At 37.3% G+C, this 22,875-nt stretch carries 26 protein-coding genes and 1 pseudogene; 11 read left to right on the forward strand and 16 right to left on the reverse strand.

Annotation, left to right across the window (positions count from 1 at the left end):
- Positions 1 to 28: 28 nt before the first annotated feature.
- The 14 genes from menC to IGJ95_RS07370 all read right to left on the reverse strand — a co-directional run bounded on the left by menC (position 29) and on the right by IGJ95_RS07370 (position 12,454).
- Positions 29 to 1,141, reverse strand: a complete 1,113-nt coding sequence (gene menC / locus IGJ95_RS07305; protein WP_034691740.1) for an o-succinylbenzoate synthase — start codon at positions 1,139 to 1,141, stop codon at positions 29 to 31.
- Positions 1,132 to 1,968: a 2-succinyl-6-hydroxy-2,4-cyclohexadiene-1-carboxylate synthase gene (gene menH, locus IGJ95_RS07310; RefSeq protein WP_153829820.1), complete on the reverse strand. Its 837-nt coding sequence runs from the start codon at positions 1,966 to 1,968 to the stop codon at positions 1,132 to 1,134. The genes menC and menH overlap by 10 nt, the downstream gene beginning before the upstream one ends.
- The gene (gene menD / locus IGJ95_RS07315) at positions 1,968 to 3,677 is read right to left on the reverse strand and encodes a 2-succinyl-5-enolpyruvyl-6-hydroxy-3-cyclohexene-1-carboxylic-acid synthase (protein ID WP_153829819.1); all 1,710 of its coding nucleotides are present in this window, start codon (positions 3,675 to 3,677) and stop codon (positions 1,968 to 1,970) included. The genes menH and menD overlap by 1 nt, the downstream gene beginning before the upstream one ends.
- Positions 3,674 to 4,738 (reverse strand): isochorismate synthase, encoded by a 1,065-nt coding sequence (locus IGJ95_RS07320; protein ID WP_375148445.1) that lies wholly within the window; start codon positions 4,736 to 4,738, stop codon positions 3,674 to 3,676. The genes menD and IGJ95_RS07320 overlap by 4 nt, the downstream gene beginning before the upstream one ends.
- Positions 4,713 to 5,027, reverse strand: a complete 315-nt coding sequence (locus IGJ95_RS07325; protein ID WP_438761655.1) for a hypothetical protein — start codon at positions 5,025 to 5,027, stop codon at positions 4,713 to 4,715. Before IGJ95_RS07325 ends, IGJ95_RS07320 begins: the two co-directional genes overlap by 26 nt.
- The gene (gene menE, locus IGJ95_RS07330) at positions 5,008 to 6,492 is read right to left on the reverse strand and encodes an o-succinylbenzoate--CoA ligase (RefSeq protein WP_438761657.1); all 1,485 of its coding nucleotides are present in this window, start codon (positions 6,490 to 6,492) and stop codon (positions 5,008 to 5,010) included. Before menE ends, IGJ95_RS07325 begins: the two co-directional genes overlap by 20 nt.
- The gene (menB, locus tag IGJ95_RS07335) at positions 6,467 to 7,282 is read right to left on the reverse strand and encodes a 1,4-dihydroxy-2-naphthoyl-CoA synthase (protein WP_010735416.1); all 816 of its coding nucleotides are present in this window, start codon (positions 7,280 to 7,282) and stop codon (positions 6,467 to 6,469) included. Before menB ends, menE begins: the two co-directional genes overlap by 26 nt.
- Before the next feature lie 439 nt (positions 7,283 to 7,721).
- A complete protein-coding gene (locus tag IGJ95_RS07340) occupies positions 7,722 to 8,009 on the reverse strand; it encodes a transposase (protein WP_023519698.1) in 288 nt (95 codons plus the stop codon).
- Positions 8,010 to 8,289: 280 nt separating this feature from the next.
- Positions 8,290 to 9,291: an N-acetylmuramoyl-L-alanine amidase gene (locus IGJ95_RS07345; protein ID WP_010735415.1), complete on the reverse strand. Its 1,002-nt coding sequence runs from the start codon at positions 9,289 to 9,291 to the stop codon at positions 8,290 to 8,292.
- 122 nt (positions 9,292 to 9,413) lie between these two features.
- A complete protein-coding gene (locus tag IGJ95_RS07350) occupies positions 9,414 to 10,313 on the reverse strand; it encodes a peptidoglycan recognition protein family protein (RefSeq protein ID WP_224434735.1) in 900 nt (299 codons plus the stop codon).
- Between the two features lie 30 nt (positions 10,314 to 10,343).
- On the reverse strand, positions 10,344 to 10,616 hold the full coding sequence (locus tag IGJ95_RS07355; protein ID WP_010735413.1) for a holin: 273 nt from the start codon (positions 10,614 to 10,616) through the stop codon (positions 10,344 to 10,346).
- Position 10,617: 1 nt separating this feature from the next.
- A complete protein-coding gene (locus IGJ95_RS07360; RefSeq protein WP_023519700.1) occupies positions 10,618 to 10,851 on the reverse strand; it encodes a hypothetical protein in 234 nt (77 codons plus the stop codon).
- Positions 10,852 to 11,138: 287 nt separating this feature from the next.
- Positions 11,139 to 11,552 carry an ArpU family phage packaging/lysis transcriptional regulator gene (locus IGJ95_RS07365; RefSeq protein WP_194179961.1) on the reverse strand — a complete coding sequence of 138 codons (414 nt, stop codon included), beginning with the start codon at positions 11,550 to 11,552 and terminating at the stop codon, positions 11,139 to 11,141.
- A 641-nt stretch (positions 11,553 to 12,193) separates the two neighbouring features.
- On the reverse strand, positions 12,194 to 12,454 hold the full coding sequence (locus IGJ95_RS07370; RefSeq protein ID WP_066025029.1) for a helix-turn-helix domain-containing protein: 261 nt from the start codon (positions 12,452 to 12,454) through the stop codon (positions 12,194 to 12,196).
- A gap of 135 nt (positions 12,455 to 12,589) precedes the next feature.
- Here IGJ95_RS07370 and IGJ95_RS07375 point away from each other — a divergent pair, with 135 nt between their 5' ends.
- The 7 genes and pseudogenes from IGJ95_RS07375 to bsh all read left to right on the forward strand — a co-directional run bounded on the left by IGJ95_RS07375 (position 12,590) and on the right by bsh (position 17,135).
- Positions 12,590 to 13,036 (forward strand): helix-turn-helix domain-containing protein, encoded by a 447-nt coding sequence (locus IGJ95_RS07375; protein ID WP_023519703.1) that lies wholly within the window; start codon positions 12,590 to 12,592, stop codon positions 13,034 to 13,036.
- Between the two features lie 97 nt (positions 13,037 to 13,133).
- The gene (locus IGJ95_RS07380) at positions 13,134 to 13,325 is read left to right on the forward strand and encodes a hypothetical protein (protein ID WP_023519704.1); all 192 of its coding nucleotides are present in this window, start codon (positions 13,134 to 13,136) and stop codon (positions 13,323 to 13,325) included.
- Between the two features lie 203 nt (positions 13,326 to 13,528).
- Complete coding sequence (locus tag IGJ95_RS07385; RefSeq protein WP_010735408.1) at positions 13,529 to 13,888, forward strand: PaaI family thioesterase; 360 nt, start codon at positions 13,529 to 13,531, stop codon at positions 13,886 to 13,888.
- Positions 13,889 to 14,125: 237 nt separating this feature from the next.
- Positions 14,126 to 14,974, forward strand: a complete 849-nt coding sequence (locus tag IGJ95_RS07390; RefSeq protein WP_023519705.1) for a YitT family protein — start codon at positions 14,126 to 14,128, stop codon at positions 14,972 to 14,974.
- 162 nt (positions 14,975 to 15,136) lie between these two features.
- Entirely contained in the window at positions 15,137 to 15,547 is a 411-nt protein-coding gene (locus IGJ95_RS07395) for an organic hydroperoxide resistance protein (RefSeq protein ID WP_010735406.1), read from the forward strand.
- A 55-nt stretch (positions 15,548 to 15,602) separates the two neighbouring features.
- Positions 15,603 to 16,043, forward strand: coding sequence for a MarR family winged helix-turn-helix transcriptional regulator (locus IGJ95_RS07400; protein ID WP_010735405.1), 441 nt, complete (start codon positions 15,603 to 15,605; stop codon positions 16,041 to 16,043).
- Between the two features lie 116 nt (positions 16,044 to 16,159).
- Positions 16,160 to 17,135: pseudogene (gene bsh / locus IGJ95_RS07405) on the forward strand (choloylglycine hydrolase).
- 71 nt (positions 17,136 to 17,206) lie between these two features.
- Here bsh and IGJ95_RS07410 read toward each other — a convergent pair.
- Entirely contained in the window at positions 17,207 to 18,475 is a 1,269-nt protein-coding gene (locus IGJ95_RS07410) for an LPXTG cell wall anchor domain-containing protein (protein ID WP_438761659.1), read from the reverse strand.
- A gap of 129 nt (positions 18,476 to 18,604) precedes the next feature.
- Here IGJ95_RS07410 and IGJ95_RS07415 point away from each other — a divergent pair, with 129 nt between their 5' ends.
- From IGJ95_RS07415 to IGJ95_RS07430, 4 genes are all read left to right on the forward strand, one after another.
- On the forward strand, positions 18,605 to 20,137 hold the full coding sequence (locus tag IGJ95_RS07415) for a helix-turn-helix domain-containing protein (RefSeq protein ID WP_153829815.1): 1,533 nt from the start codon (positions 18,605 to 18,607) through the stop codon (positions 20,135 to 20,137).
- 141 nt (positions 20,138 to 20,278) lie between these two features.
- Positions 20,279 to 20,629 (forward strand): DUF2200 domain-containing protein, encoded by a 351-nt coding sequence (locus IGJ95_RS07420; protein WP_153829814.1) that lies wholly within the window; start codon positions 20,279 to 20,281, stop codon positions 20,627 to 20,629.
- A 69-nt stretch (positions 20,630 to 20,698) separates the two neighbouring features.
- Positions 20,699 to 21,226, forward strand: coding sequence for a DUF308 domain-containing protein (locus IGJ95_RS07425; protein WP_023519710.1), 528 nt, complete (start codon positions 20,699 to 20,701; stop codon positions 21,224 to 21,226).
- A 175-nt stretch (positions 21,227 to 21,401) separates the two neighbouring features.
- Entirely contained in the window at positions 21,402 to 22,553 is a 1,152-nt protein-coding gene (locus IGJ95_RS07430) for a cation:proton antiporter (protein WP_153829813.1), read from the forward strand.
- 68 nt (positions 22,554 to 22,621) lie between these two features.
- Here IGJ95_RS07430 and IGJ95_RS07435 read toward each other — a convergent pair whose 3' ends face one another.
- Positions 22,622 to 22,780: a hypothetical protein gene (locus tag IGJ95_RS07435; RefSeq protein ID WP_023519711.1), complete on the reverse strand. Its 159-nt coding sequence runs from the start codon at positions 22,778 to 22,780 to the stop codon at positions 22,622 to 22,624.
- Positions 22,781 to 22,875 lie beyond the last annotated feature (95 nt).

Genomic DNA, 22,875 nt, shown 5'->3' on the forward strand with positions numbered 1-22,875 from the left:
AAAACATGCGTGATTCATCTTCTTGACGCTATTTATTTACATAGGTTTTCTGATCATATGCATACTTTAACAACTGCTCTTCTTGCCATGTGACACCAATCCCTGATTGACCAGGAATCCTCAAATGTCCATTTGTGATTCGTGCTTTGGGTTCGACGATATCATCATAGAAATAGCGATCAAAAGCAGACAAGTCTCCTGGAAAAGTAAAGCAATCTTGACTTGCAAAATGCAGATTCATCGCTCGACCGACTCCGGATTCAAACATCCCACCTAACCAAACGAGCAAGTCATTTTCCTGACAAAAATCGACGATTCTTAAAGCCTCAGTGATTCCTCCGACTCTGGGAATCTTTAAATTGATTGCTCGACAACTTCCCAGTGCATGAGCTGTTTTTACGTCTTCCAGTGTTCGAATATTCTCATCAAGACAAACTGCTGTTTTGATTTCCTTTTGAAGTATGGCATGGTCAACATAGTCACGAGGGTGAAAAGGTTGTTCGATCATCGCAAGCTTCAAGGCATCCATTTTCTTGAATAACGGCAGATCGCTGATCGTATAAGCAGAATTCGCATCAGCCATCAATTGGATCTCTGGATATTGTTCACGCAACACTTGCAGTGGCACTAAGTCATTGCCAGGAGTGATTTTCAACTTGATTCGTTGGTATCCTTGATCAACATAAGTTTTTGCAGTCGCAAGTAAATCTATCGGGTTGTCATGGACACCAATACTGACACCTACGGGAATCGCTGATTGTTCGGCAGAAAACAACTTTTGTAATGGGCGCCCTATTCGACGAGCATAAAGATCCCAAACCGCTGTTTCGACCGCTGATTTTGCCATAAAATTCCCTTGCGTATGTTTGAAAGCTGACCAAATTTCTTCTGGATGTGAGAAGTCAAGTTCGAATAAACAAGGAATCAGCTCTTTTTGTAATACCGATCGACTCATATCAATCGTTTCTTCGATGTAATCTGCACGTTCAAAAGCGACTAACTCGCCGATCCCCTGATTCCCTAACTCATCTTCCACGATCAACAAATCAAAAGCCTTTGTATCCAATCGACCATAACTCGTTCTGAAAGGTGTCACTAAGGGGAATCGCAAACAGTACTGTTGGATGTTGACTATTTTGATGGCGTCCACTCCCTTTCCATTTCACTGATCCAAGTAGTGACAGTTGTCTCAAATAGCCTAGGTTGCTCGATGTGACAACAGTGCCCGCATTCCGTAAGGATCTGGCAACGAAAAATCTCTTTAATGTTTGTTATTTGTTTACCGATCTTTTGGAACTTCTCATCCTTTTGACCAACAAGATACAATAGTGGGCATTCGATACTCGCTAAATCTGGCCAATAATTTTTTTGCGCGCCAGTTCCCATATAGTAAAGACTTAATGCTAAACCTAGCTTATTTTGAGCAAGGCGCTCGTTTCTTACTCTGCTTTTTTGTTCCAAGGATAACGCCTGTTGTGAAGCGAATAGTGGCAACTTCTCCCAATCATCAACAAAATCACTCAAAGGCTCTCTCAATAAACGTAAAGCAAGTTTTCGATCAGCTTTTTTACGATGGTTTCGTTGCTGTTCATCTGCAATTCCTGCAGTTCCACCTTCTAAAATGAGGCCTTTGATCCCTTGTGGCCGTTCGAGCGCCCAAGCAAGTGCTACTCGAGCCCCCATCGAGTAGCCTAATACATAAAAAGAAGGAATTTTTAATAATGAGACTAAACTCGCCAAGTCAGCAACTAGTGACGAAAGTTGGTAGCGGTAAGGATGAAGGTAAACCGCTGTTTTTCCATGACCGATCAAATCGATGGCTAAGTAATTAAACTGAGGATTCTCAAACATAAACGTTTGTGTACTACCGGTAAAGCCATGCAAACAAATAACCGTTGGCTGTTTTGGATCAGTTTGGTGTAACCAACGGTAATGGTAAGCCACCCCACGTACAGTCTTAACTGGCATCAGTCTATTTCCTCCTGATAACGACGCTTCATCTGCTCCCATAATTGGACAGGTTCTTGTTGTTGCCCTCTGATTTCAATCATTGTCCAATCCCCTTGATTCCGGCTTTTTTCAATCGCTTGCTCAAACTCTTTACTTGAAGGTGGTTGTATATAATGACCATTATATAAATCTGCTACTTTCTCTAATTCTAAATCAAGTGGTGTACCAAACAATGGTTCAAAATCAGTCTCTGAAAGTTGATTTTGAGGAAGAAAAGAAAAAATTCCACCACCATTGTTGTTCAATACGACTAAAGTAACAGGTAAGTGATAACGTCGAATTAGCTCCAACGCGTTCATGTCATGAAACAGCGCAAGATCGCCGATCAAGACAAACATCCGCTTGTTCCTTACCAAAGCGATTCCTGCCGCAGTAGAAATCAACCCGTCGATCCCGTTGATCCCTCGATTCCCATAGATCGGAAATGACTCTGTAGTAGGCGAAGCAAAACGATCAACAAAGCGGATCGCGTTACTATTTGCCAAAAATAAAGCTTCCTCTGATTTTATCGCTTGCAATAACTGGCAACTAGCATTGCTTTCGCTCCATTCATCGATAGACAATTCTTTAGTGATAACTTCTCTCGCTTTTTGATAAGCTCTTTTCCATTGCACCAACCATTCGTCAGGGGGTGGCGTAGGTATTGCATCCAAAGTTTCCGATACTAGTTTACAGAAATCAAGTACACCGATTTGGATAAAACTTGTTCCTAAATGTAATGGATCACGCCATTCTTCCTCATCGATCAAGACATAGTCAGAAATAGTTTCGTGATGTTTTTTTAAATAAAGCATCACATTTTTAGCTACAGGAAGATTACCAAATTGCCAAATGACTTCAGGAGTTTCAGGAACCGGTCCAGAAAAAATCAAATCTGCGTGCGGAAGATAGACATCGCTCATTTGTTGACAAGCACCTAGATTTGCCAATGGATCGCCAATGATTGGCCATTGTAAAGCTGTTGCTAAAGTAAGTAACGCTTTTGCCTCATCAGGTGTCAATTCTTTACCGACGATCATCAACCCTTTTTTTGATAGCCAAGGAACAAGCTCCGGTACTTGCTTCGACACAATTTGAGTAACCAGTTTTTTTGGATGAAAAGATCCATCAAGAGAAAAAGTTAAATCAGGCAATAATGGCTCTCTAAAAGGCAAATTGATCTGAATAGGGCCAGCAGGCACGCGTGTTGCTTCATAGGCACTATTGGCACCATGCCAGTAGCTATACCGTATCATTTCCGAACTGGCTTCAGGAAGTGCTAATTCAATAAACTTTTTGATATGCGAACCAAATAACTTTTGTTGGTCCATCGTTTGTGGCGAACCAACGCCACGTGCTTCTGGTGGACGATCTGCTGTTAGCAATAGTAAAGGAATGTTTGTTGCTTTTGCTTCACAAACCGCTGGAAAGAAGTTCGCTGCGGCAGTACCAGACGTACTAAGAACCCCGACTGGTTGTTTCAATGCTTTTGCCATACCTAATGCAAAGAATGCCGCCGATCGCTCATCAACATTGACTGTTGTATTGATCTCTGGGTCTCTATGAAGTAACAAGGCAAGTGGGGTCGATCGTGATCCAGGACTGATCACGACATTTTTAAGCCCGCCTTCTTTCATTCCTTTGATGAATGCCAATAAATAAGCGGTCATCTCTTGTTGTCTCGTCATCCTTTCACTCCTCTAAGCATTGGTTGGAATTTCAGCAATGTTTCTTGGCGTTCTGCCTCAGAATCAGAATCCGCAACAATACCACAACCTGCATATAATATTCCTTCGGTTTCAGTCAAGATGCCTGAGCGGATGCCTACAGCAAACTCACCGACATCCTCGATCGGGTCCACCCACCCGATTGGTGCCCCGTATAACCCTCTACCGAAAGGTTCATGATCTTTGATCCATTGCAACGCTAATCTTTGAGGTTCACCACCTAAAGCCGGTGAAGGATGGATCAGTTCAACCGCATCGATCAATGAGACTCCCTGTTTACGTTCTCCAGAGAAAGTCATCGCTAAATGTTGAATATCACGGTTTTTCAATAATCGACGGGAAGAAACAGCGACATCCCCTGCGACAATATTTGCTAATTGATCCTCTAATCGTTGCGCAACAATTCCGTGTTCTTGTGTATTTTTAGAGTCTTTTAAAAGTTCTTTGCCGATTTCATCGTCTTCCTGCATAGTAGATCCTCTAGGTGCCGAACCTGCTATCCCAGCAGTCATAAAATGACTTTTAGTTCCTTGAATCAATCGTTCTGGAGTTGCACCAATGAAAGCAAGTTGATTCGATGCTAAAAGAAATAAATAAGTCTGTGGTTGTTGTTCAGCTAAACGATGAAGAATTTGAGTGATCGACTGGAAAGATCCGTGTATTGCCAATTGTCTTGCTAAGACGACCTTTTTAAGCGAAGTAGCTTTGTGTATGATTTCCTTGCGCGCATCATCTACATTGTGTAGAAAAGTTGGAACTGCCAGCTCTTCGGACGACACAAGAACATTTGCTGATTGTTCTTTGCCTTCTAACAATTCACTCACAAGACTATCTAAATACGAAAAATCTTTTAAAAGACTCCTGGTTGTTGCAGCTTCTTTTCTGATTGTCAAAACAACTTGAGTCTTTGAACCTATTCGCTTGAAAAGAATACTTGGTAGAATGAAATAGCCAGATTCAAGCTCACTCCAAATCTTTTCTTTTAAGTTGTTTGGATCAAAGGGAAAGCCTCCAAAAAGCAAAGGTCTCCCCTTCTGGCTCGATACGTTTAAAAAAACTTTTAGAAAACTCAAGAGAAAATCTTTTGATAGCACTGGGCATATCATCCTGTTGTCCATCAAATAAATTTTCTCCTATTCCTAATAGCTCACAATCCTCATCAGGAGGACACCAATAAAAGCGATCTCCTTTAGATGGGACAAGAGGCAAGAGTTTTTTTACCGTTTGTTCACCAAGCTCGTAGCTATAAGTAAAATAAAGATGATTTTTTAAAAGCTGATCATCGACTGAGCTATCTAATTTGATATTCAATGTAATTCACTCTTTCTTCTGTGATTAAAAGACGTTTGATTGGTTTTCCAGTCGCCGTTTTAGGAATTTCCGAGACACAGTAGATTTTAGTTGGATGCTTGTAACGTGCTAATGGCGATAGTAGATCAGTGATTTCTCTATCAGTAAGTGGTTCATCTAATCGCACATAAGCAACAGGTGTTTGCCCCCATGTTTTATCCCAAGCCCCTACGACAGCGACCTCCGCAATTTTATTGCAAGTTAAAAGTACTCGCTCGATTTCAACTGGGAAAATATTCTCTCCCCCCGAAATGATGCGTTCACTCATGCGACTGACAATATAAAGATAATCCTCTTCATCAAGGTACCCCCAATCGCCAGTGTGAAACCAACCATCCTCTGTCCAAGAATCCGGATTGACGCAATTCAAATAGTGGTCGATGATCGATGGTCCTTTGACTAAAATCTCTCCCATTTGATCTGACTTCTTATCTTTTTGAATACGGATCGATACCTCAGACAAAGCTTTACCAGAAGAACCGGTTTTTGCTTCGAATGACTCCGGAGAAAGGGCGACGATCTGTGAACAGGTTTCTGTCATGCCATAAGAAAGCATCACAGGCACCTGTTTTTCCATACATGCTTGCATGACTCGTCCTTCTCCCGGCCCTCCCCCTAATAATACTTTTTTGAATGAGGGAGCATAACCACTTTCTGGGATCAATGGTTCAAGGTCTTTCAACATTTTGCTGACCAAAGAAATATAGTTGCCACTTCCATTTGCTAAAAGTTGATGGACTTGTTGAGGAGAGAATCCCTGCAACAGAATCACTTGGATGCCTAAAGCAAGTGAGCGTAATAAAATAGACAAGCCACTAATGTGATAGAGTGGCACACAGCAGATCCAGCTATCTGAACGATCTACTTCTAAACTTAGCGCAGTCGCTTGGCTACTCGCATAGTGATTGGCAAATGTTTGCGGTACGCCTTTCGGTTTACCTGTCGTTCCAGACGTATACATGATTGACGCGATTGCCTTTTCTCCGTACCCTTCATCAAACCAATCCTTCGGCTGTAGGACGTGTAATTCCGAAGGATCGGGAAATGAATACCAAGTGATGCGCTCGTTGACTGCTAATTTATTGGCAGAAATAAGAGTGGATGTCCCAGCATCTGCCATCTGTTCACTGATCTCATTCGTCGTCAAGCGTGTATTGACAAACTGGATTTCTTTTCCTAACTCCCATAATGCCAAGATCGATAAATAGGCATCTAAATCATTTTCACAATACAAGGCAACTTGTTCACTCGCTTTGGGTAATATTCGATGATAATACTCTGCAAAACTTTGAACGTGTGATGTCAGCTCGCGAAAAGACAAATGATGATCGTTCCACTGACAGGCTGGTGCATTTGGATGAAGCATTGCTTGTTTTTGCAACCAGCTATTAGGTTGAGGTTTAAGGGAACTTAGGAAATTGGTCAAAATCAGGTTCTCTTTTTTCTTTAAATGCGTCGCGTCCTTCTTGTGCTTCATCCATGGTGTAATATAAAAGCGTCGCATCCCCTGCCAATTGTTGGATACCTGCTAAGCCATCTGTATCTGCGTTCATTGCAGCTTTGATCATTCGTAGAGCTAGTGGGCTTTTCTTCAACATCTCTTCTGCCCACTCGATCGTCACATCTTCTACTTGTTCGAGCGGTACGACCGTATTGATCCAATTCATTGCCAACGCTTCTTCAGCACTATACTGCTTCGTCATGAACCAAACTTCTTTCGCTTTTTTATGCCCTACGACACGAGCCAAGTAGCCAGAACCATAGCCACCATCGAAGCTCCCAACGTTAGGCCCTGTTTGACCGAATTTCGCATTTTCGGCTGCGATTGTGATATCACACACAAGTTGTAAGACATTTCCACCACCGATCGACCAACCTTTTACCATCGCAATCACTGGCTTAGGAATGACTCGGATCAATCGTTGCAAATCTAGTACATTCAGACGCGGAATTTGGTCTTCACCAACATACCCACCATTTCCTCGAACTTTCTGATCGCCACCTGAACAAAATGCTTTGTCACCAGCCCCTGTCAAAATGATAACACCGATATCTTGACGATCACGACTGATTGTAAAAGCTTCGATCATCTCAAAAACTGTTTTTGGTGTAAAAGCATTATGGACCTCCGGACGATTGATTGTTATCTTAGCAATCTTCCCATATTGTTCAAATAAGATTTCGTCGTATTCCTTGATCGTTTTCCATTCTCTCATTTCTATCTCCTCCTAAAATTCATTAAATTTATTATACACAAGTTTTAAGCATTTAATGATAATTTCTTTATAAATTACTGTACAAAGAATATTGAATGAGTTAAGCGCAAGAAAAGCTTTATAATCTAACTTTCAAATAAATGATTTTAGATTTTTTCAGTGAATTTATTGTTTCTATTTTTCATTGTAATTGATTACTTCAAATATCTTCTCTTATTAGTCCCTGGCTATATTCATAATCTAGCATATACCTAATACGTAATTTTTTTGCTTTTACCATTCATACTCATAATAAACAATTGCTACGCAAGCAAATGAATGTTTTCAAAATCCTCTATTTCGTTTACTATTTTAATCGCTATTTCCTAGATAGACATACTTTCACAGCAGTACAGCTCTTTTATATAAATAATGAAGAGGTTGATTCTGTTCTCACCGCTTATTCAGTTTCAGGTGGTATGAGAGGGCTAATATCTCTCTCCAAAAAGTTTAATAGACAATAGGCTAACCGGTTATTTTGACAGAATTTTTCTAATGGACGAGAGGAGACACCGGTTGCTTCAAAAATAATTTCAGGCGTTTCTGGCAGTACGGTGATTTCTTCAAGTAACTGGCGGAACTCTTCTTGATTATGACAGACTTTCCCTTCTGTTAGACATTGTTGATTATGGTAAAGTACTTTGTAACTTTTACCTTTAGATACGTCAAAAGCAAAAATAAAGGTCATGCGACTTCTCCTTTATTATTTGATTGAACATCTTTCACTCATTCATTCCGATTCGACTTTTCTTTACACGGACTCGAGGTCCATTAGAGTATGTTCGAGCTTCCCTTAACTCTCACTATACTTGAATAAGAGAAATAGTGGTTATCGATGTAGTTTCAAAGGCAAATCTTTCGAAAACAAGTAAAAAAACGAAAATTTATTTTCAAATTCTCGTTTTTTTACTTGTTTCTGTTAGTTTTCGGCTTTTCTCAAAACTGTGCGTAATTATTAATTATAGCAATTAGATTTCAATGCCAGTAACCCAGTATGAAGTAACGATTCCATTAGCAGTTGAACCAATAGCCAACCAAGTATAACCTTCACTAATTGACTGTCTTACAAAGGCATGGCCATTCTTTTGTACGAGTATTTTGTCATATTCGAACGTTTCCCCCAGATCCACGCGACGTAGTATTGGCAGACTAGTTGGATTGGTTACATTGTCACTTGAAGGTCCTCGTAAGTTGATCCCTCCTGAAATAGCGACAGTCACCTCGCCTTTTCTTTCAATCCATTCATTATCAGAAGATGCTTCTGCTACTAATGATCCTGAAACCCAGCCGTTACCATCCACTTCATACCAGTGTCTGATACCATTCACTAACTCCCCGTTGATCGTCACTCGTGCAGAATGGAAAACTTGACTTCTAGTTAATTGACGTAAGATTGCTGATCGTGTGTTTGGCTCTTGGCGTACATTTAAAACATCTGCTGCTACGACCATTTCTTTATTCCAATCATGCATGATATAGTCCGGTTCTGGAACGTTGCCATCCCCACCATTAAGGATATCTCTGACAGCATCCATATTTGTCCCTGGACAAATATTTGACGCATGTCCACTAAACTCATTATGACCTAAGACGTTTTCAACGGATAAACCAAATCGTTCCATTGCGGCTTTCGCACGCTGATTGAAAGCTTCTTCTTGAGCTTCCGTAAATGAACCATTTCCTACTAAACAGATATGATAGGTTGGTGTATTGTGCCCACCAACACCATTAGTTACATCTTCATCAAAGTAGCACCATTGTACAGTTCCGTCACGTAAGATAATCTCATGATAACCGCCAGTTCCCCAGCCTAGTTCTCCATTCCAATATTGTTGAAAGATAAAAACATCTCCTGTTTCAGTTGCTGAATGGTGACGTGCAATGTTTTTGACCACTGAAACGTCTCGTTTCGCATTAGTTGGTCCTAAAATCCGTGAATCTCCTCGTAAATCCTCAATTTTGATTGTCATAATAATCTTCCTTTCTCTGATTTTATTATTTTACAAAATCATTTTCTCATTAAATTTTGATATTTTATTTATTGTTGTATTGTTTTTGTTTGATTATAATATGAACAATGAAACAAACTTTATTATCGTTTAGGAATGGTCAAAGTATATTCTGGAAAAGAAACATCAACTGTTTGTCCACTGATCATATTTCCGTTTGGTTCATTCGTCCGTCTTAACATCGGAAATACTTTTTTTCCTGCATGTTTTTGAATGTCAAGTGTGCCGTCCAAACCAAACCGTAAACCAGTTGGTAAGCCGTAAGCAACATTCACATCGTCTCGTATAATGCCTGCTGACCGACAACGACCAATTTCTACAGAGGGATTATCGGCATCTATCCAAAAAACATAGCCTAGATCCAAAAAGGCTGCTCCATTTTGGGGTATTAACCATCCTGCTATCCGAAATATACCTAAAGATAGCTCATTAAATATTTCTAATTTTCCTCGATAGTTTCCGACTACCTTGGGTGGACTAGCTAAAATGATTTCATCATGTGTCAAGTCCTCAGCATCACCTAAGCGATCACGAATCATCCTCATGTTAATACCCGGACAGATAGTCGAAGAGTGTCCAATGAACTCATTGTGCCCCAAAACATCCTTCACTGATAGGTCAAAACGTTGCATCGCCGCTTTTGCTCGCGTGTCAAATGCTTTTTCCTGTTCTTTAGTGAACGAGCCATTTCCAACAAGACAAATATGGTAGGTTGGTATGTTATGTCCCCCCACACCATTTGTGATATCTTCATCAAAGTAACACCATTGTACCGTGCCATCTCTTAGGATAATCTCATGATAGCCACCAGTTCCCCACCCCAATGTGTTCTTCCAATAGTTTTGAAACGCCCATACATCTCCTGTGGTTGTTGCCGAATGATGACGCGCAATTTTAGTTATTTCTGATGCCTTTCTTTTGGCATTGGTCGGTCCTAAAATACGTCCATCTCCTCGTAGATCCTCCAGTCTTATCTTCCTCACCTCCTTTACTGGTAAAAGAAACTTGGACGATCAATTGCTTTTATTAGACTCCTGTAACTTCATTACATGATCTCCTAAATCAAATAATCCACCTGCGGCCAAACCAGCAATCGCTCCTGCCCATAAATAAAGAATGAGATCCTGTGGAACGAATGAGAAGGAATACAGCCCACTAAGCAAAATTCCAGTAACCACGTTGCTGATAGGCAAAAGTTTACTGCGTCCTATTTGTCCTTTCACCAGTTCTGTCACACCGACGACCAGTGGTGTGATAATACTTGAAATCGTTAAGATTTCGGTCAACCTACTTCACCTCCTTTCCAATTTGTTTGAAAATAGATTTGATTTGTTCTTCAATAATTGAGAGACGATTGCCATACTCGATTTGGCTTTTTTCTACTCGAACAATAGTATTCTCTAATTTCCCCAATGTATGATCGAGCTTTGTAAACATTGCATAGAATTTTGCTACGCCTACAATCAACGTTCCACCAAGTGTTATGACAGCCATCCATTCACCAATTGATACTTCCGTCATTCTCTACCTCCGTTATCTTTGACGTTTTTGTTTCTGTGAGAGTATTTGTATCTTTCATCATTTGATTCTTCTTTCGTTTCATATAGTGACTTAAGTTGATTGCTCTATTTTCTTTATTCCACTATATGTGCCATGTTCATCTTGAAAATGTAGATACACCTATCTATCACCTGTTATTACATAGAAAAACAAATACTTATTATTTTCTGCCATTTCCTAAGCTTACATTCATACTAGCATCAAAGAAGAGATGGGAACCGCCAATCATCTGCCAAAAAAACGCCAAATTATTTATACGCAATCAGTTTTCCAGTCTTATATGCTTCAGCGAATTCAATCAATGCTTCTGCTTTTTTTCTCTGAATCGTTCTTTCGGAATAACCGATTTCAAGACTAATCTTATAATTCGAAAAACTTTCAGGAACAAAATAAGAATAATAAAGGATCATTCGATTCGTTAGACTCAAAACCATCAAAGCATTTAAGATTGCATTCCTTTCTGCTTCAATCGCTATCATTTGCATAGATGCCCTTTCTGAAGATTGATCAGAAAGAGTTGCTTTTAAGCTATTGATTCCATGAGGAGATTGAATGTCGACTGTGACACGTCCTACCAGCCGATCAAGTTTACGAAAATTTTTTAAAACTTCTCTCACATTACATCTTGTTTGTTTCATATCTATTCTTTTGGGGTACATCACAAAAAATCACTCCTTTAAAAATTCATCTTTTAGATCTACTGATATAAAGTATTTGGCTTCTACTAGTCAAACCACAAACTAAATTGCACAGAGTTTTCATTTTATTTCTTTTCCAACTCATATATAAATAGACGTTTCGTAAGGTATGAAGTATTTTTTTGTCATACTATACTTAAACTAATGATTGTTCGAATTAGCCAATCATTAAATCTTCATAACCAATATCATTGGATACACAATACTTTTCTATTTCTTTTCGTGTCTATTTAGGATGATTGACCTGTTTGACCGGATTTTTGAGATTACGTAATCCAGACTCCATTTTTACTCCTCTTTTCCAACGTGGTTTTCCCTTCAATTACCTCATTACTGCTTTTATTCCTTCAGAATCTGGTTGGATAAACCGAAGATTTGTATGTCCGAGTTTTTTCTTTTTTTCTAGACCGACAGTTCAATGGCATTCTTACTCACTCCTTAATAAAAATTAAATGTGTCTGTTTATATTAGTACCTATTACAAGGACGCTAAAATGTTGAAAGACCATCGTTTGGTTTAAATGATTTTATTCGTCACATCAAATAATAGGTCATATGCTGTTCATCAATTTTAAGTGGTTATATTGATGTTTATCACATGAATCACTAAAGATTATTTTGGTTTAATCCACGCGAAATATAACTTAAAGTTGATTTGTTACCGAAAAATATATAGTCATCGGAAATACCATAAATTTCCGAAAATTTCTTTGCTAAAGAAATCGGCACATCAGTGGCATCATCCTCGTACTCAGCAAGCTGTTCCTTAGTAAGATTTAGACCATAACTATTTTGCAGAATGTCAATTACTTCAGTCTGATTCAAATCTGAATTTACTCTTGCTGCTTTCAAAGATATTTGCAACATATAAAACACCTCCTATTTATATATTTTAATATAACTTAAAGTTATAGTAAATAATTTTATATAACTATGTATAACTTAATGTTGATTTAGACCAGTTTCTGGTATATTATTGGAGTAAGAACTCGGAGGATTATTATGGATAAAAATATTATTGGACAGAAGATTAGTGAACTAAGGCATAAACAACAAATGACGCAAGAAGAATTGGCAATAAAAGTCGGTGTTAGCAAGCAAACTATTTCTAATTGGGAAACTGGATTAAAAACACCTCGTATGGGTGCTATTCAAAAAATTGCTGAGTTATTTCATGTGACAAAAGGTTATATTATTGAAGGTGAGGAAGAAAATTCTCGTCGTCTACTCTCTATCTTTGAAAAACTTAATAGCGAAAGACAACAGTCAGTAATCTCTTTTGCAGGAAAAAAATTAGAAGAACAACAGTTAGAAACAAAGCTTGATAATGAAGAACTTCTCAAAGAAATTGATGAATTCGTAGAAGAATATGGATTCGAGGCCTTTGAAAATTTACATAAAGTAATTACCAGTAAAAGGCAAAAAGAACAAAATAAAAATATCAGCTAAATCCCTCTCCCCCTTTTTAAACGAACGGTTACAATTTTAGAATAATAATAATATAATTGTTATATAACCGTATATATAGGGGGTGTTTTTTTTCTGATTGCCTAAAAAAAATAAATTTTCAAAAGAAATAGTTGATTTTGAAAAAAGACTTCATCATAAAAAGGCAGGAGTAGAAAAAGAAAAAGCATTGGTTAAAGGGATAATTGGTGGCTATACGCCTAATGAAATAAAAGAAATCCGGAAATTAATGAAAAAACTAAAAAAAGCAGACCATTATTTGTTTTTATGAACTTTGGCATTTTTTCTGGTAAAAGATTTAGAACAAGTGTTTCATTCAAACTAAATGATTAAATTTTAACTGACAGTTCTTCCATTCATCAGTAAAAAATTTTTAATTGAATACCCTAATAGTTCGCAAACAGTGTTTGAATGATAAAAATAGAGTTTAATTATGACAGTAGCAATAAAGAATAAGAAATAAGGAGTAACAGGATGAATTTATTAGATCATCTAGGGATTGAAACGTGTATTGTTTCACCTAAAGAAGTCCAATTGACTTTAGCAATTGACGAAAAGCATCACCAACCTTATGGCTATTTGCATGGAGGAATCAATGCTGTATTGATCGAAACGGCTTGTAGCATTGGGGCTAACGAATATTTACAAGCCCCCCACTTTGCTGTAGGTATCGATCTGCAAGTCCAACATTTGAATAAAGCCTCTACAGGTAACTTGAGAGTGGTTGCACAACCTGAAAAAATCGGGAAAAATATTCATTTTTGGCAGGCAACGATTTATTTAGATAATGATTTAAAAATCGCTACAGGGCAATGCACCTTGATGGTCAATTAGCTTTTGTAAATAGTTTCTATAAATAACGAGTCAGCATAAATCAAAAAATACACGCTTTGTTCCATTTCATAATTGTTTTTATTGATTGGTGTCCAATATTTCGACCCATTTTAGCTTTGAACGATTCATTATAAATTTAGGTTTATCTAACTTTCTTTTTCAACTTTGTTAACTTTTATACAAAATTAATGTATAATGAGAATAGTTGGAAATAGATGTATAGTAGGAAGTGGATAAATGAAACACGGTAGAAATATAATTTGGACATACATTAAAATAGTATTTGCTTTAACTATTTTAGCTATCAGTATCAACATGTTTTTAGGTCCGCATCACATTGCAGCTGGTGGCGTAAGTGGACTTGGTATTTTACTTGAGTCAGCTTTAGGTTTGAACCGAGCAACAGTTATACTAGTTTTGAATATCATCATGTTGATTTTGGCCTTGATTTTTTTAGGCAAGAAACCTTTCTTTAAAGTATTATTTGGTAGTTTAGTCTTCCCAGCGATCATTGAGATCGTCCCAGAGTATATGATCACGCCTGATCGTCTCTTATCAGTCATTTTCGGTAGTGCGATCTTTGCTTTGGGTGTAGCTATCTTATACAAAAATAATTCATCTAGTGGCGGTACCACGATTCCTCCCCTTATCTTCAAAAAATACTTCAATTTAAGTACTTCCATTGGACTTTTGATGACCGATGCTGTCGTTGTTTCCTTAACCTTATTTGTTTTTGGATTTGATGAATTTCTCTATGCGATTCTGTCGATCGTAATTACATCCATCGTGATGAATTACATTGAAACAGGAACAAATCGTCAAAAATCGATCATGGTTCTAAGCGAGAATCATCTTTTAGAAATCCATACACGTTTAAGTCAGGAGATTGGACGTGGGTTCACGATCCTAGAAGCTAGAGGCGGTTATAGTAATCTATCAAAAGAAGTGTTGTTGATGGTTGTAACTGACCAAGAATTTTCTAAAGTCAAACCGATAATTGAAGAAATCGATCCGAATGCTTTTGTCATCGTCAATAGTGTAGCAGAAGTCATGGGTAGTGGATTTACGTACCATCCGATCGAATGATGTCACAATTAAAATGAACGGACCTATTCCTATAAAAAAGTCTACTCTTAGTTTTTATTCATAAACCAGGAGTAGACTTTTTTCAAAGCAAGTTAGTTGCTCTACCTAATTAAATTGTGTACAATTTAATTGTATCAAATATAAAAAGAGGAGTGATTTTTAATGAAAAAAATGTATTCAACAAAAATGATCAATACTGGCGGACGTTCTGGGGAAGTACACAGTCCAGATCACTCATTCGAGCTTAACATTGCAGCTCCAGGTAAACGTGTAGAAGATGCAACAAATCCGGAACAATTGTTTGCCGCTGGCTTCAGTGCATGTTTCAATAGCGCATTAGACTTGATCAAAACACAAAAAAATATTGACGGTGCATCAACAATCAGCGCTCAAGTGTCTCTATATGCAGAAAGTGAAATGAGTTTTGTGTTAGGCGTTGAGATCGAAGGTTCAGTTGAAGGTTTATCAATCGAAGAAACACAAGAATTACTAGAAGCTGCACATAAAGTTTGTCCTTATTCAAAAGCAACAGCTGGCAATATTGAAGTTACTTTGACAGCCGTAGAGAACTAGATTTTTTTAGAAAAAACAAGTATGCTATAAAGTAGCACATTAGGAGGTGGTCTATTTGGAGGAGTTATTACTAAAAAATCAATTATGCTTTCCTTTATATGCCACCTCTAAAGAAATTACTCGTTACTATACGCCCTTGTTGAGGCCACTGGATCTTACTTATACGCAGTATCTTGTTTTACTTGTTTTATGGGAGAGAAAACAAATCACCATGAAGGAATTAGGAAAGATCTTGTGTTTGGATTCAGGAACTTTGACTCCTGTAATAAAGAAATTAACTAGTAAGCAGTATATCACTCGTAAAAGAGATGATTCAGATGAACGAGTATCTATCCTATCTCTAACTGAACAAGGACTTTTGTTGCAAGAACAAGCAAAAGACATTCCAGAAAAGATCCTTGATTTTTTACCTTTAGATGAAGAAGAATTATCTATGCTACTTTACTTGACTAAAAAAATGCTTAAAAATTTTAATAAAGAACAACACGCTCGGTAATCACATTACCGAGTTTTTTTCGCTTGATTGACCAGTTTATAATAAAAGAGAATCATTTTATTAGTAATTTTTCCTTTATCGTCTTAATATAGAATTAAACAAAGGAGGTTATTATAATGTGTACATCTATTACTTACACAACAAACGATCATTATTTTGGACGGAATTTGGATTTAGAGATTTCTTATAATGAACAGGTGACGATCACTCCAAGAAATTTTCCTTTTGTTTATCGGAAAGCACCAAAACAAGAGTCTCACTATGCGATCATCGGTATGGCAGCAGTTGTAGATAACTACCCCCTCTATTATGATGCAACAAATGAAAAAGGTTTGAGTATGGCTGGTTTGAATTTCCCTGGAAATGCCCATTTTTTTTGACGAAGATGCCGAAAAGACCAATATCACACCATTTGAATTTATTCCTTGGATATTGAGTCAATGTAAAAACGTGGAAGAAGCTCGTACGTTATTAGTGGATATCAATTTAGTCAACATCAATTTCAGTGAAGAACTACCGTTATCTCCTCTTCATTGGATATTAGCAGATCAAAAAACATCGATTGTTATTGAATCAGTTGCCGAAGGATTAAAAATTTATGATAATCCAATCGGTGTACTAACAAATAATCCAACCTTTGACTATCAATTATTTAATTTGAACAACTATCGGTCAGTCTCACCGACTACCCTTAAAAACCATTTCTCCGATGAACTTGATTTATCGGTCTATTCTCGCGGTATGGGCGGATTAGGTTTACCTGGAGATTTATCATCTGCTTCTCGTTTTGTCAAAGTTGCATTTACAAAATTAAATTCTGTCAAAGCAACGACTGAACAGGAAAGCGTTAGTCAATTCTTCCATATCCTAAAATCGGTCGAACAACAAAAAGGACTATGTGACGTTGGGAATGGTAAATTTGAGTATACGATCTATTCTTCTTGTTGCAATGTGGATAAAGGAATCTATTACTACACGACTTACACAAATAGCCAAATTAATGCAGTCGATATGACGAAAGAAGATTTAGATAGTACAGAATTACTTACCTATCCATTGATTGAAGAAGAACAAGTCCACTATGTTAACTGATTATTAATCATTTTCTACGCAAAAATGCCTTGAAACATTCCGTTTCAAGGCGTTTTTACCTATTACAATCATTAGTTGATTTTTCTAAAAGTAACCATACTCATTCCTGTGATCAGCAGACCAAACATCCATGTAAAGAAGCGATTGTGCTCTCCTGTTTTAGGTAATTGCTTCGTTGCTTCCTCTGTGGCTGTTGCAGAGTTCTTATCATTAGCTGCTTGATTTGAAGAGTGAACTATTTTTGTCATTGGCAGAATTTCTTTCGCAATTTCAGACGATTGTTTATTTACCAGTACATCTGTCGTATCAATATGTGGAATTGATTGTTTTCGAATTTGGGACAATGGTTTTACTTGCTCAGGTATTGTGATCGTTGGATTGCTGCCTTCAGGGTGGATTTGTGGTTTAATCACTTCTTCACCACCATGTCCACCATTTCCATCTTCCTCGTTATCCCCTTCATAGTTTCCATTGTTCCCCTCTGGTTTATCCGGTTTTGCATCTGGATTCTCATCTGGATTATCTGGTGTCACATCGGGATTTTCATCTGGATTATCCGGTGTCTCATCTGGGTTCTCGTCCGGATTATCTGGTGTCACATCGGGATTTTCATCCGGATTATCCGGTGTCTCGTCTGGATTTTCATCTGTATTATCTGGTGTCACATCGGGATTTTCATCGGGATTATCTGGTGTCACATCGGGATTTTCATCGGGATTATCTGGTGTCACATCGGGATTTTTATCCGGATTATCCGGTGTCTCGTCTGGATTTTCATCTGGATTATCCGGTTTAGGATTAGGATCTGGATTAGGATCTGGATTAGGATCTGGCTCAGTCAAGCCCCCTGTTCCTCCAGCTTTTTGTTCAACTGTTTGACGTTGACTATATTGTGTCAAATGATGACTGTCCTCAGGTTGACCATCTGCTACTTTTACGGTAAATAAAGCAGGTCTATTGATTGGTTGTGTCAGTGTAATATTAAACGTAAAAGTTGCTAGTTTGTTGTGGAATACAAGTGAAGCTGGATCGTGTTCGATCTTCAACGCTGGATCAACGTTTTCAAATTGGACAACAGACTGTAAAATCGGTTGAATATCCCCTGAATAAGTCACCAGTGCCTTCACCGTGATCGTCTCTCCTAGTTTAAGTCTCATAATACCAGAGTTTGCTGAAACATGTTCTTCTAAAAATTTGATTTGATTCACATTTGCCCAGACGGAATGAGAAGCTAGTTGAGCGACATCATTGCTAGGTTGTTCATCTGTCTGTGCAGCTTCGACTGGTACAGAAACACTACTCAGTAAAACTGAAGCAAAGAGAAGACTTAAATATTTCATGAGAATTCCTCCTATTTAATATCATTATCATGTTAAACATAAGATAATATAGATTGAGACGGAAGATTTACTGTTTTTTTGTTGAAAATAAAGAAATTTTCAGTAAAAATTTCAACCGGAGGAATTTCAATGCAAACACAAGAAGCAATCAAAAAGTTTTTATTAAAGAAGAAAAATGTAACAAAGCTTGAGATTTTTCTTTTTTTAACAGAGCATCAGTTCTTTATCACCACGCACTATCTAGCCGACCATTTTAAGATGTCTGATTCAAATTTTCTTTTATATCTTCATGAAATCGAACAGGACTTCCATGCTTTGGGCATAAATAATCTGGAAGTAGTGAAAAACAAAAAGTTTGTCAAAATTTCTTTGAACGATGCTGACCTTGCGAAGTGTTATTACGAATTATTTGGTAAATATTGTTTTGAATCAACTAATTTTCAAATCATCGCTGCCTTACTTCGACAAAAAGTCAACTCAATGGTCACGATCAGCCAAATGACAAATTACAGCCCTTCATATCTCTATTCTAAAATGAAAGCAATCAACCAATTTTTAGCTCTATATGGAATCTCCTTCAAGTTTTCAAGTAAAGGAAAAAAAATAATCACTGGTAGTGAAGTTCAAATCCAATATTGTTTTCTAGATGTTTATTGGACGATTTTTGCTAATACGTCCCTTCCCTATCACAAGGAAGAGCCAAAAAAAATCGATTACACTCTTCATGTCTTCTTCAAGAAAGAGTTATTGGATGAGATGAATGGTGGCGTCTTGGATAAGTTGTATCTTCTTTTAAAACTTTGCCAGGATAATTTTCCCATGACTTCTTTAGAAAATGTTCAAAAAGAATTAAGTCAGTTTAAGTATATTGATCTTCTAATTGAACCTGATGTGGATATTTTAAATCCTGATTTACCGATTTGTCGGGAACAACGAATCATACTCAATTTATTAGCACGCCTAACGATTTCTCAATTGGATAGTGAAGAACAAAGTTTGACGCACTATCAAAGACTGTTAGCGATCGATTTTCCTTATTTGATTTATTCCAAGAACTTAGTCGAAACATTCAGTCAGCATTTCGCTTTAGAGCTACCTGAAAAACAAAAAAAGTTATATGCACTGTCCTTTACGATCAATAAACTTCACAATACCTTTTTGGATAGCGAACAGCCGAATACACCTTTACCAACTTTTTTGCTTTATAAGGATCAGAAAAACTATGAACACTTAAGAACCGTGGTCGCTGAATTTTATGAGAACTTCCGGCAAGAAAATTGGCATTACTTACCAGATTTTCTAGAAAAAGAAAATATTTCATGGGTAGTCGAAGAATTACTACATTTCTACGACCGATTCAAAAAGCAACCGCCGATCATTATCGGTGTGAATCACACGAAAGACTTTTATATCAGCAAAGATTTAATTGTTAAAATTGAACAAATCTTTTCAAAAGAAGCGATCGTCATCCAACGTTACTATATGGAGCGTTGCGATATCGTCATTAGTGATTGTCCACTAAACCAGCTACCCGAGCGTATCAAAAAGATTTATTTGTTAAACGGCATCGTTCGTCCAGATGATTGGAAAAAGATGATTGCTCAGTTAGCTACCTATATTTTTGAGATTAAACAAGAACGTGACTACGCTGATTTTGATTGATCATCACAGAAACAATTAGCTTAGTATCCTGTAGCGTTCTTACTATCTATCCCCCTGTTCACTGAACTTTCATGAGACTTGACACTATAGCTATTCTTTTCGAACAGTTCATTATATAATAATGGAAAAAGGAGCTTCTTTATGACTGAACATCGAATTTTTACTATGCCCTTTTCTTCTGTCTATCCTCTTTATCTAAAAAAAGCAGAACGAAAAAATCGTACAAAAGAGGAAGTTGACCAAATCGTTTATTGGTTGACCGGCTATAAACAAGCTGAATTAGAGGAACAGATCAAACTGGAAAAGGACTTCAAAACTTTCTTTGCTGAGGCACCGAGATTGAATCCTGACCGTAAATTGATCACTGGCGTCATTTGTAGTGTTAGAGTAGAAAATATTGAAGAGCCATTGATGCAAGAAATTCGTTATTTGGATAAGTTGATCGATGAGTTAGCTAAAGGAAAGAAAATAGAAAAAATTCTAAGAAAATAATGGAATCACTAGTTTTTAGTTGGTTTAAACAACAATAACCGTTAAAATAAAAAAAAGGAGGTTATAATAATGTATGAACTTATTCGAAGTAATTTTCAAAGATATGCTATTTTACGAGCAGCTATTTATATCATTGCTGGTATCGCCATAGTCATCAATCCAACTGCCGTATTTAATTTTGTCGGCTATCTTATCACTGCTTATTTTGTTTTATTAGGTCTGATCAATTTATTTGAAGCCTATAAAAACAAGCAAAAAACGGGTGCTTGGGGATTTGGACTTTTCAGCGCAATTGCTTTTCTGATTTTCGGACTGATCGTGTTCTTATTTGCATCAGCAATCGTTTCGATCTTACCAATTCTTTTAGGCTTGATGATTTTAGCAAATGGCGCATTTCAATTGTTCATCAGTTTGAATACGAAATCAAAAGGATGGTCATTATACAGCGTGATTTTACTGATTGGCGGATTGATTTTATTATTTAATCCATTCCAAAGCTTGATGGTACTTTTCCAAATCTTTGGTGGTATCTTGATCTTTATGGGGATTTCTGAAATCATCAACTACTTTAAAGTAAGAAATATGTATGTCAATTGATTAGTTATTTAAATTCGAGGTTGGGCTTAATTGCCTAGCCTTTTTTGTCATGCGCTTTCATATATCCATACAATGGACGATACTACATAAATAACGTTATTTATGTTATCCTGTTTAGTAGGTCATTTGACACGAATAAAATAAATTCTTTTTTGAGAAAGGAAGGATGAAAAGAATGGAATTTATAGGTATTCTCTGTTTGATCTTGTTAGCGACAACCATTGGCTCTCACCTTTCACGGAGGTTTGGTGTACCTGCGGTGATCGGTCAACTACTCGTTGGCGTCTTGCTTGGTGATGCGGGTCTGGGATGGGTGCATCCAAATATTCTCGTCCACGATTTTTCAGAAATAGGTGTCATTTTATTGATGTTTTTAGCTGGACTGGAAAGCGATCTTTCTCTTTTGAAAAAATACTTTCGACCAGGAATGTTCGTTGCTTTATTAGGGATCATACTCCCCGTATTATTTGGTTGGTTGACGGGTGAAATTTTCCAAGTCACAAGGAATGAAGCTATCTTCTTTGGAATCATCCTCGCAGCAACTTCTGTTAGTATCTCTGTTGAGGTATTGAAAGAACTTCATGTAGTCAACACAAAAGAAGGTTCGACTATCTTAGGTGCTTCAGTAGTTGATGACATTCTTGTCGTGTTGGTGTTAAGTTTCAGCTTATCATTTTTGACAGGAGAATCTGGTAGCAGCCTCCCTTTACCGCTTCTTTTATTGGAGCAAGTGATCTACTTTATTTTTATATTTTTATTAGTCAAATGGATTGCCCCATTTTTGATGTCACTAGCTGGAAAAATCTATGCCAACTCTGCGATTATCATTGTTTCCTTGGTTTTATGTCTAGGTATGTCCTACATCGCTGATTTGATCGGACTAAGTTCAGTTATTGGTGCATTTTTTGCAGGAATCGCGGTGAGTCAAACATCGGTCAAAGAAGAAGTGTATCATAATGTCGAGGCATTAGGTTATGCCGTATTTATTCCAGTCTTTTTTGTCAGTGTTGGACTAGAAGTAGATTTCTCTAACTTTGGAGAACAATTGATTTTTATCTTGATCCTAACAACTGTTGCAGTCTTGACTAAACTTGGTGGTGGTTATCTAGGGGCGAAAGTAGCCGGTTTCTCAACGAATAGTGCCTTTATGGTAGGAGCTGGCATGATATCACGTGGTGAAATGGCACTGATCATCTTGCAAATTGGACAACAAAGCCAATTGATTGAAGCAAAATATTATTCTCCACTTGTGATCGTAATCTTATTAAGTACTTTGATCTCTCCATTGATTCTTAAATACTTTACTAGAAAAGTGTATCATGGGTGATTCGTTCTCAGATAAATAGAGCCTTTCTACTAGATTTCTCGAATCTAATAGAAAGGCTCTATTTTTGATCAAATAATATGCTCTTTGCTATCGTTCCATAACTCTTCTGGCGAGTAATAATCATTTTCATTCAGAACAAGAGTGCCATCTGGTTGAATTTCAATGGTCGATCCTACCCAGGTTGTTTGTGAAGCCAATAAACTATTCTTTCTCTTGCCATTTTTCATCGAAAAAGCTTCTGCATGTTCTTTGGCTAAATGTGATTTTAAATATCTTGTTTCCCCATTATCAAATTAGATCTTCAACATGCTTGCTGCCATCT

This window comes from Enterococcus sp. AZ156 (assembly GCF_051714165.1).
Classification (GTDB): Bacteria; Bacillota; Bacilli; order Lactobacillales; family Enterococcaceae; genus Enterococcus_B; species Enterococcus_B pernyi.

Coding starts and splice junctions, on each gene's coding strand:
- IGJ95_RS07420 (WP_153829814.1), top strand. CDS start 20,279: ATGACTGAACATCGAATTTTTACTATGCCCTTTTCTTCTGTCTATCCT.
- IGJ95_RS07425 (WP_023519710.1), top strand. CDS start 20,699: ATGTATGAACTTATTCGAAGTAATTTTCAAAGATATGCTATTTTACGA.
- IGJ95_RS07370 (WP_066025029.1), bottom strand. CDS start 12,454: ATGTTGCAAATATCTTTGAAAGCAGCAAGAGTAAATTCAGATTTGAAT.
- IGJ95_RS07345 (WP_010735415.1), bottom strand. CDS start 9,291: ATGACAATCAAAATTGAGGATTTACGAGGAGATTCACGGATTTTAGGA.
- IGJ95_RS07340 (WP_023519698.1), bottom strand. CDS start 8,009: ATGACCTTTATTTTTGCTTTTGACGTATCTAAAGGTAAAAGTTACAAA.
- menB (WP_010735416.1), bottom strand. CDS start 7,282: ATGAGAGAATGGAAAACGATCAAGGAATACGACGAAATCTTATTTGAA.
- IGJ95_RS07415 (WP_153829815.1), top strand. CDS start 18,605: ATGCAAACACAAGAAGCAATCAAAAAGTTTTTATTAAAGAAGAAAAAT.
- IGJ95_RS07375 (WP_023519703.1), top strand. CDS start 12,590: ATGGATAAAAATATTATTGGACAGAAGATTAGTGAACTAAGGCATAAA.
- IGJ95_RS07360 (WP_023519700.1), bottom strand. CDS start 10,851: ATGACGGAAGTATCAATTGGTGAATGGATGGCTGTCATAACACTTGGT.
- IGJ95_RS07430 (WP_153829813.1), top strand. CDS start 21,402: ATGGAATTTATAGGTATTCTCTGTTTGATCTTGTTAGCGACAACCATT.
- IGJ95_RS07390 (WP_023519705.1), top strand. CDS start 14,126: ATGAAACACGGTAGAAATATAATTTGGACATACATTAAAATAGTATTT.
- IGJ95_RS07385 (WP_010735408.1), top strand. CDS start 13,529: ATGAATTTATTAGATCATCTAGGGATTGAAACGTGTATTGTTTCACCT.
- menD (WP_153829819.1), bottom strand. CDS start 3,677: ATGACGAGACAACAAGAGATGACCGCTTATTTATTGGCATTCATCAAA.
- IGJ95_RS07435 (WP_023519711.1), bottom strand. CDS start 22,780: ATGAAAAATGGCAAGAGAAAGAATAGTTTATTGGCTTCACAAACAACC.
- menH (WP_153829820.1), bottom strand. CDS start 1,968: ATGCCAGTTAAGACTGTACGTGGGGTGGCTTACCATTACCGTTGGTTA.
- IGJ95_RS07410 (WP_438761659.1), bottom strand. CDS start 18,475: ATGAAATATTTAAGTCTTCTCTTTGCTTCAGTTTTACTGAGTAGTGTT.
- IGJ95_RS07395 (WP_010735406.1), top strand. CDS start 15,137: ATGAAAAAAATGTATTCAACAAAAATGATCAATACTGGCGGACGTTCT.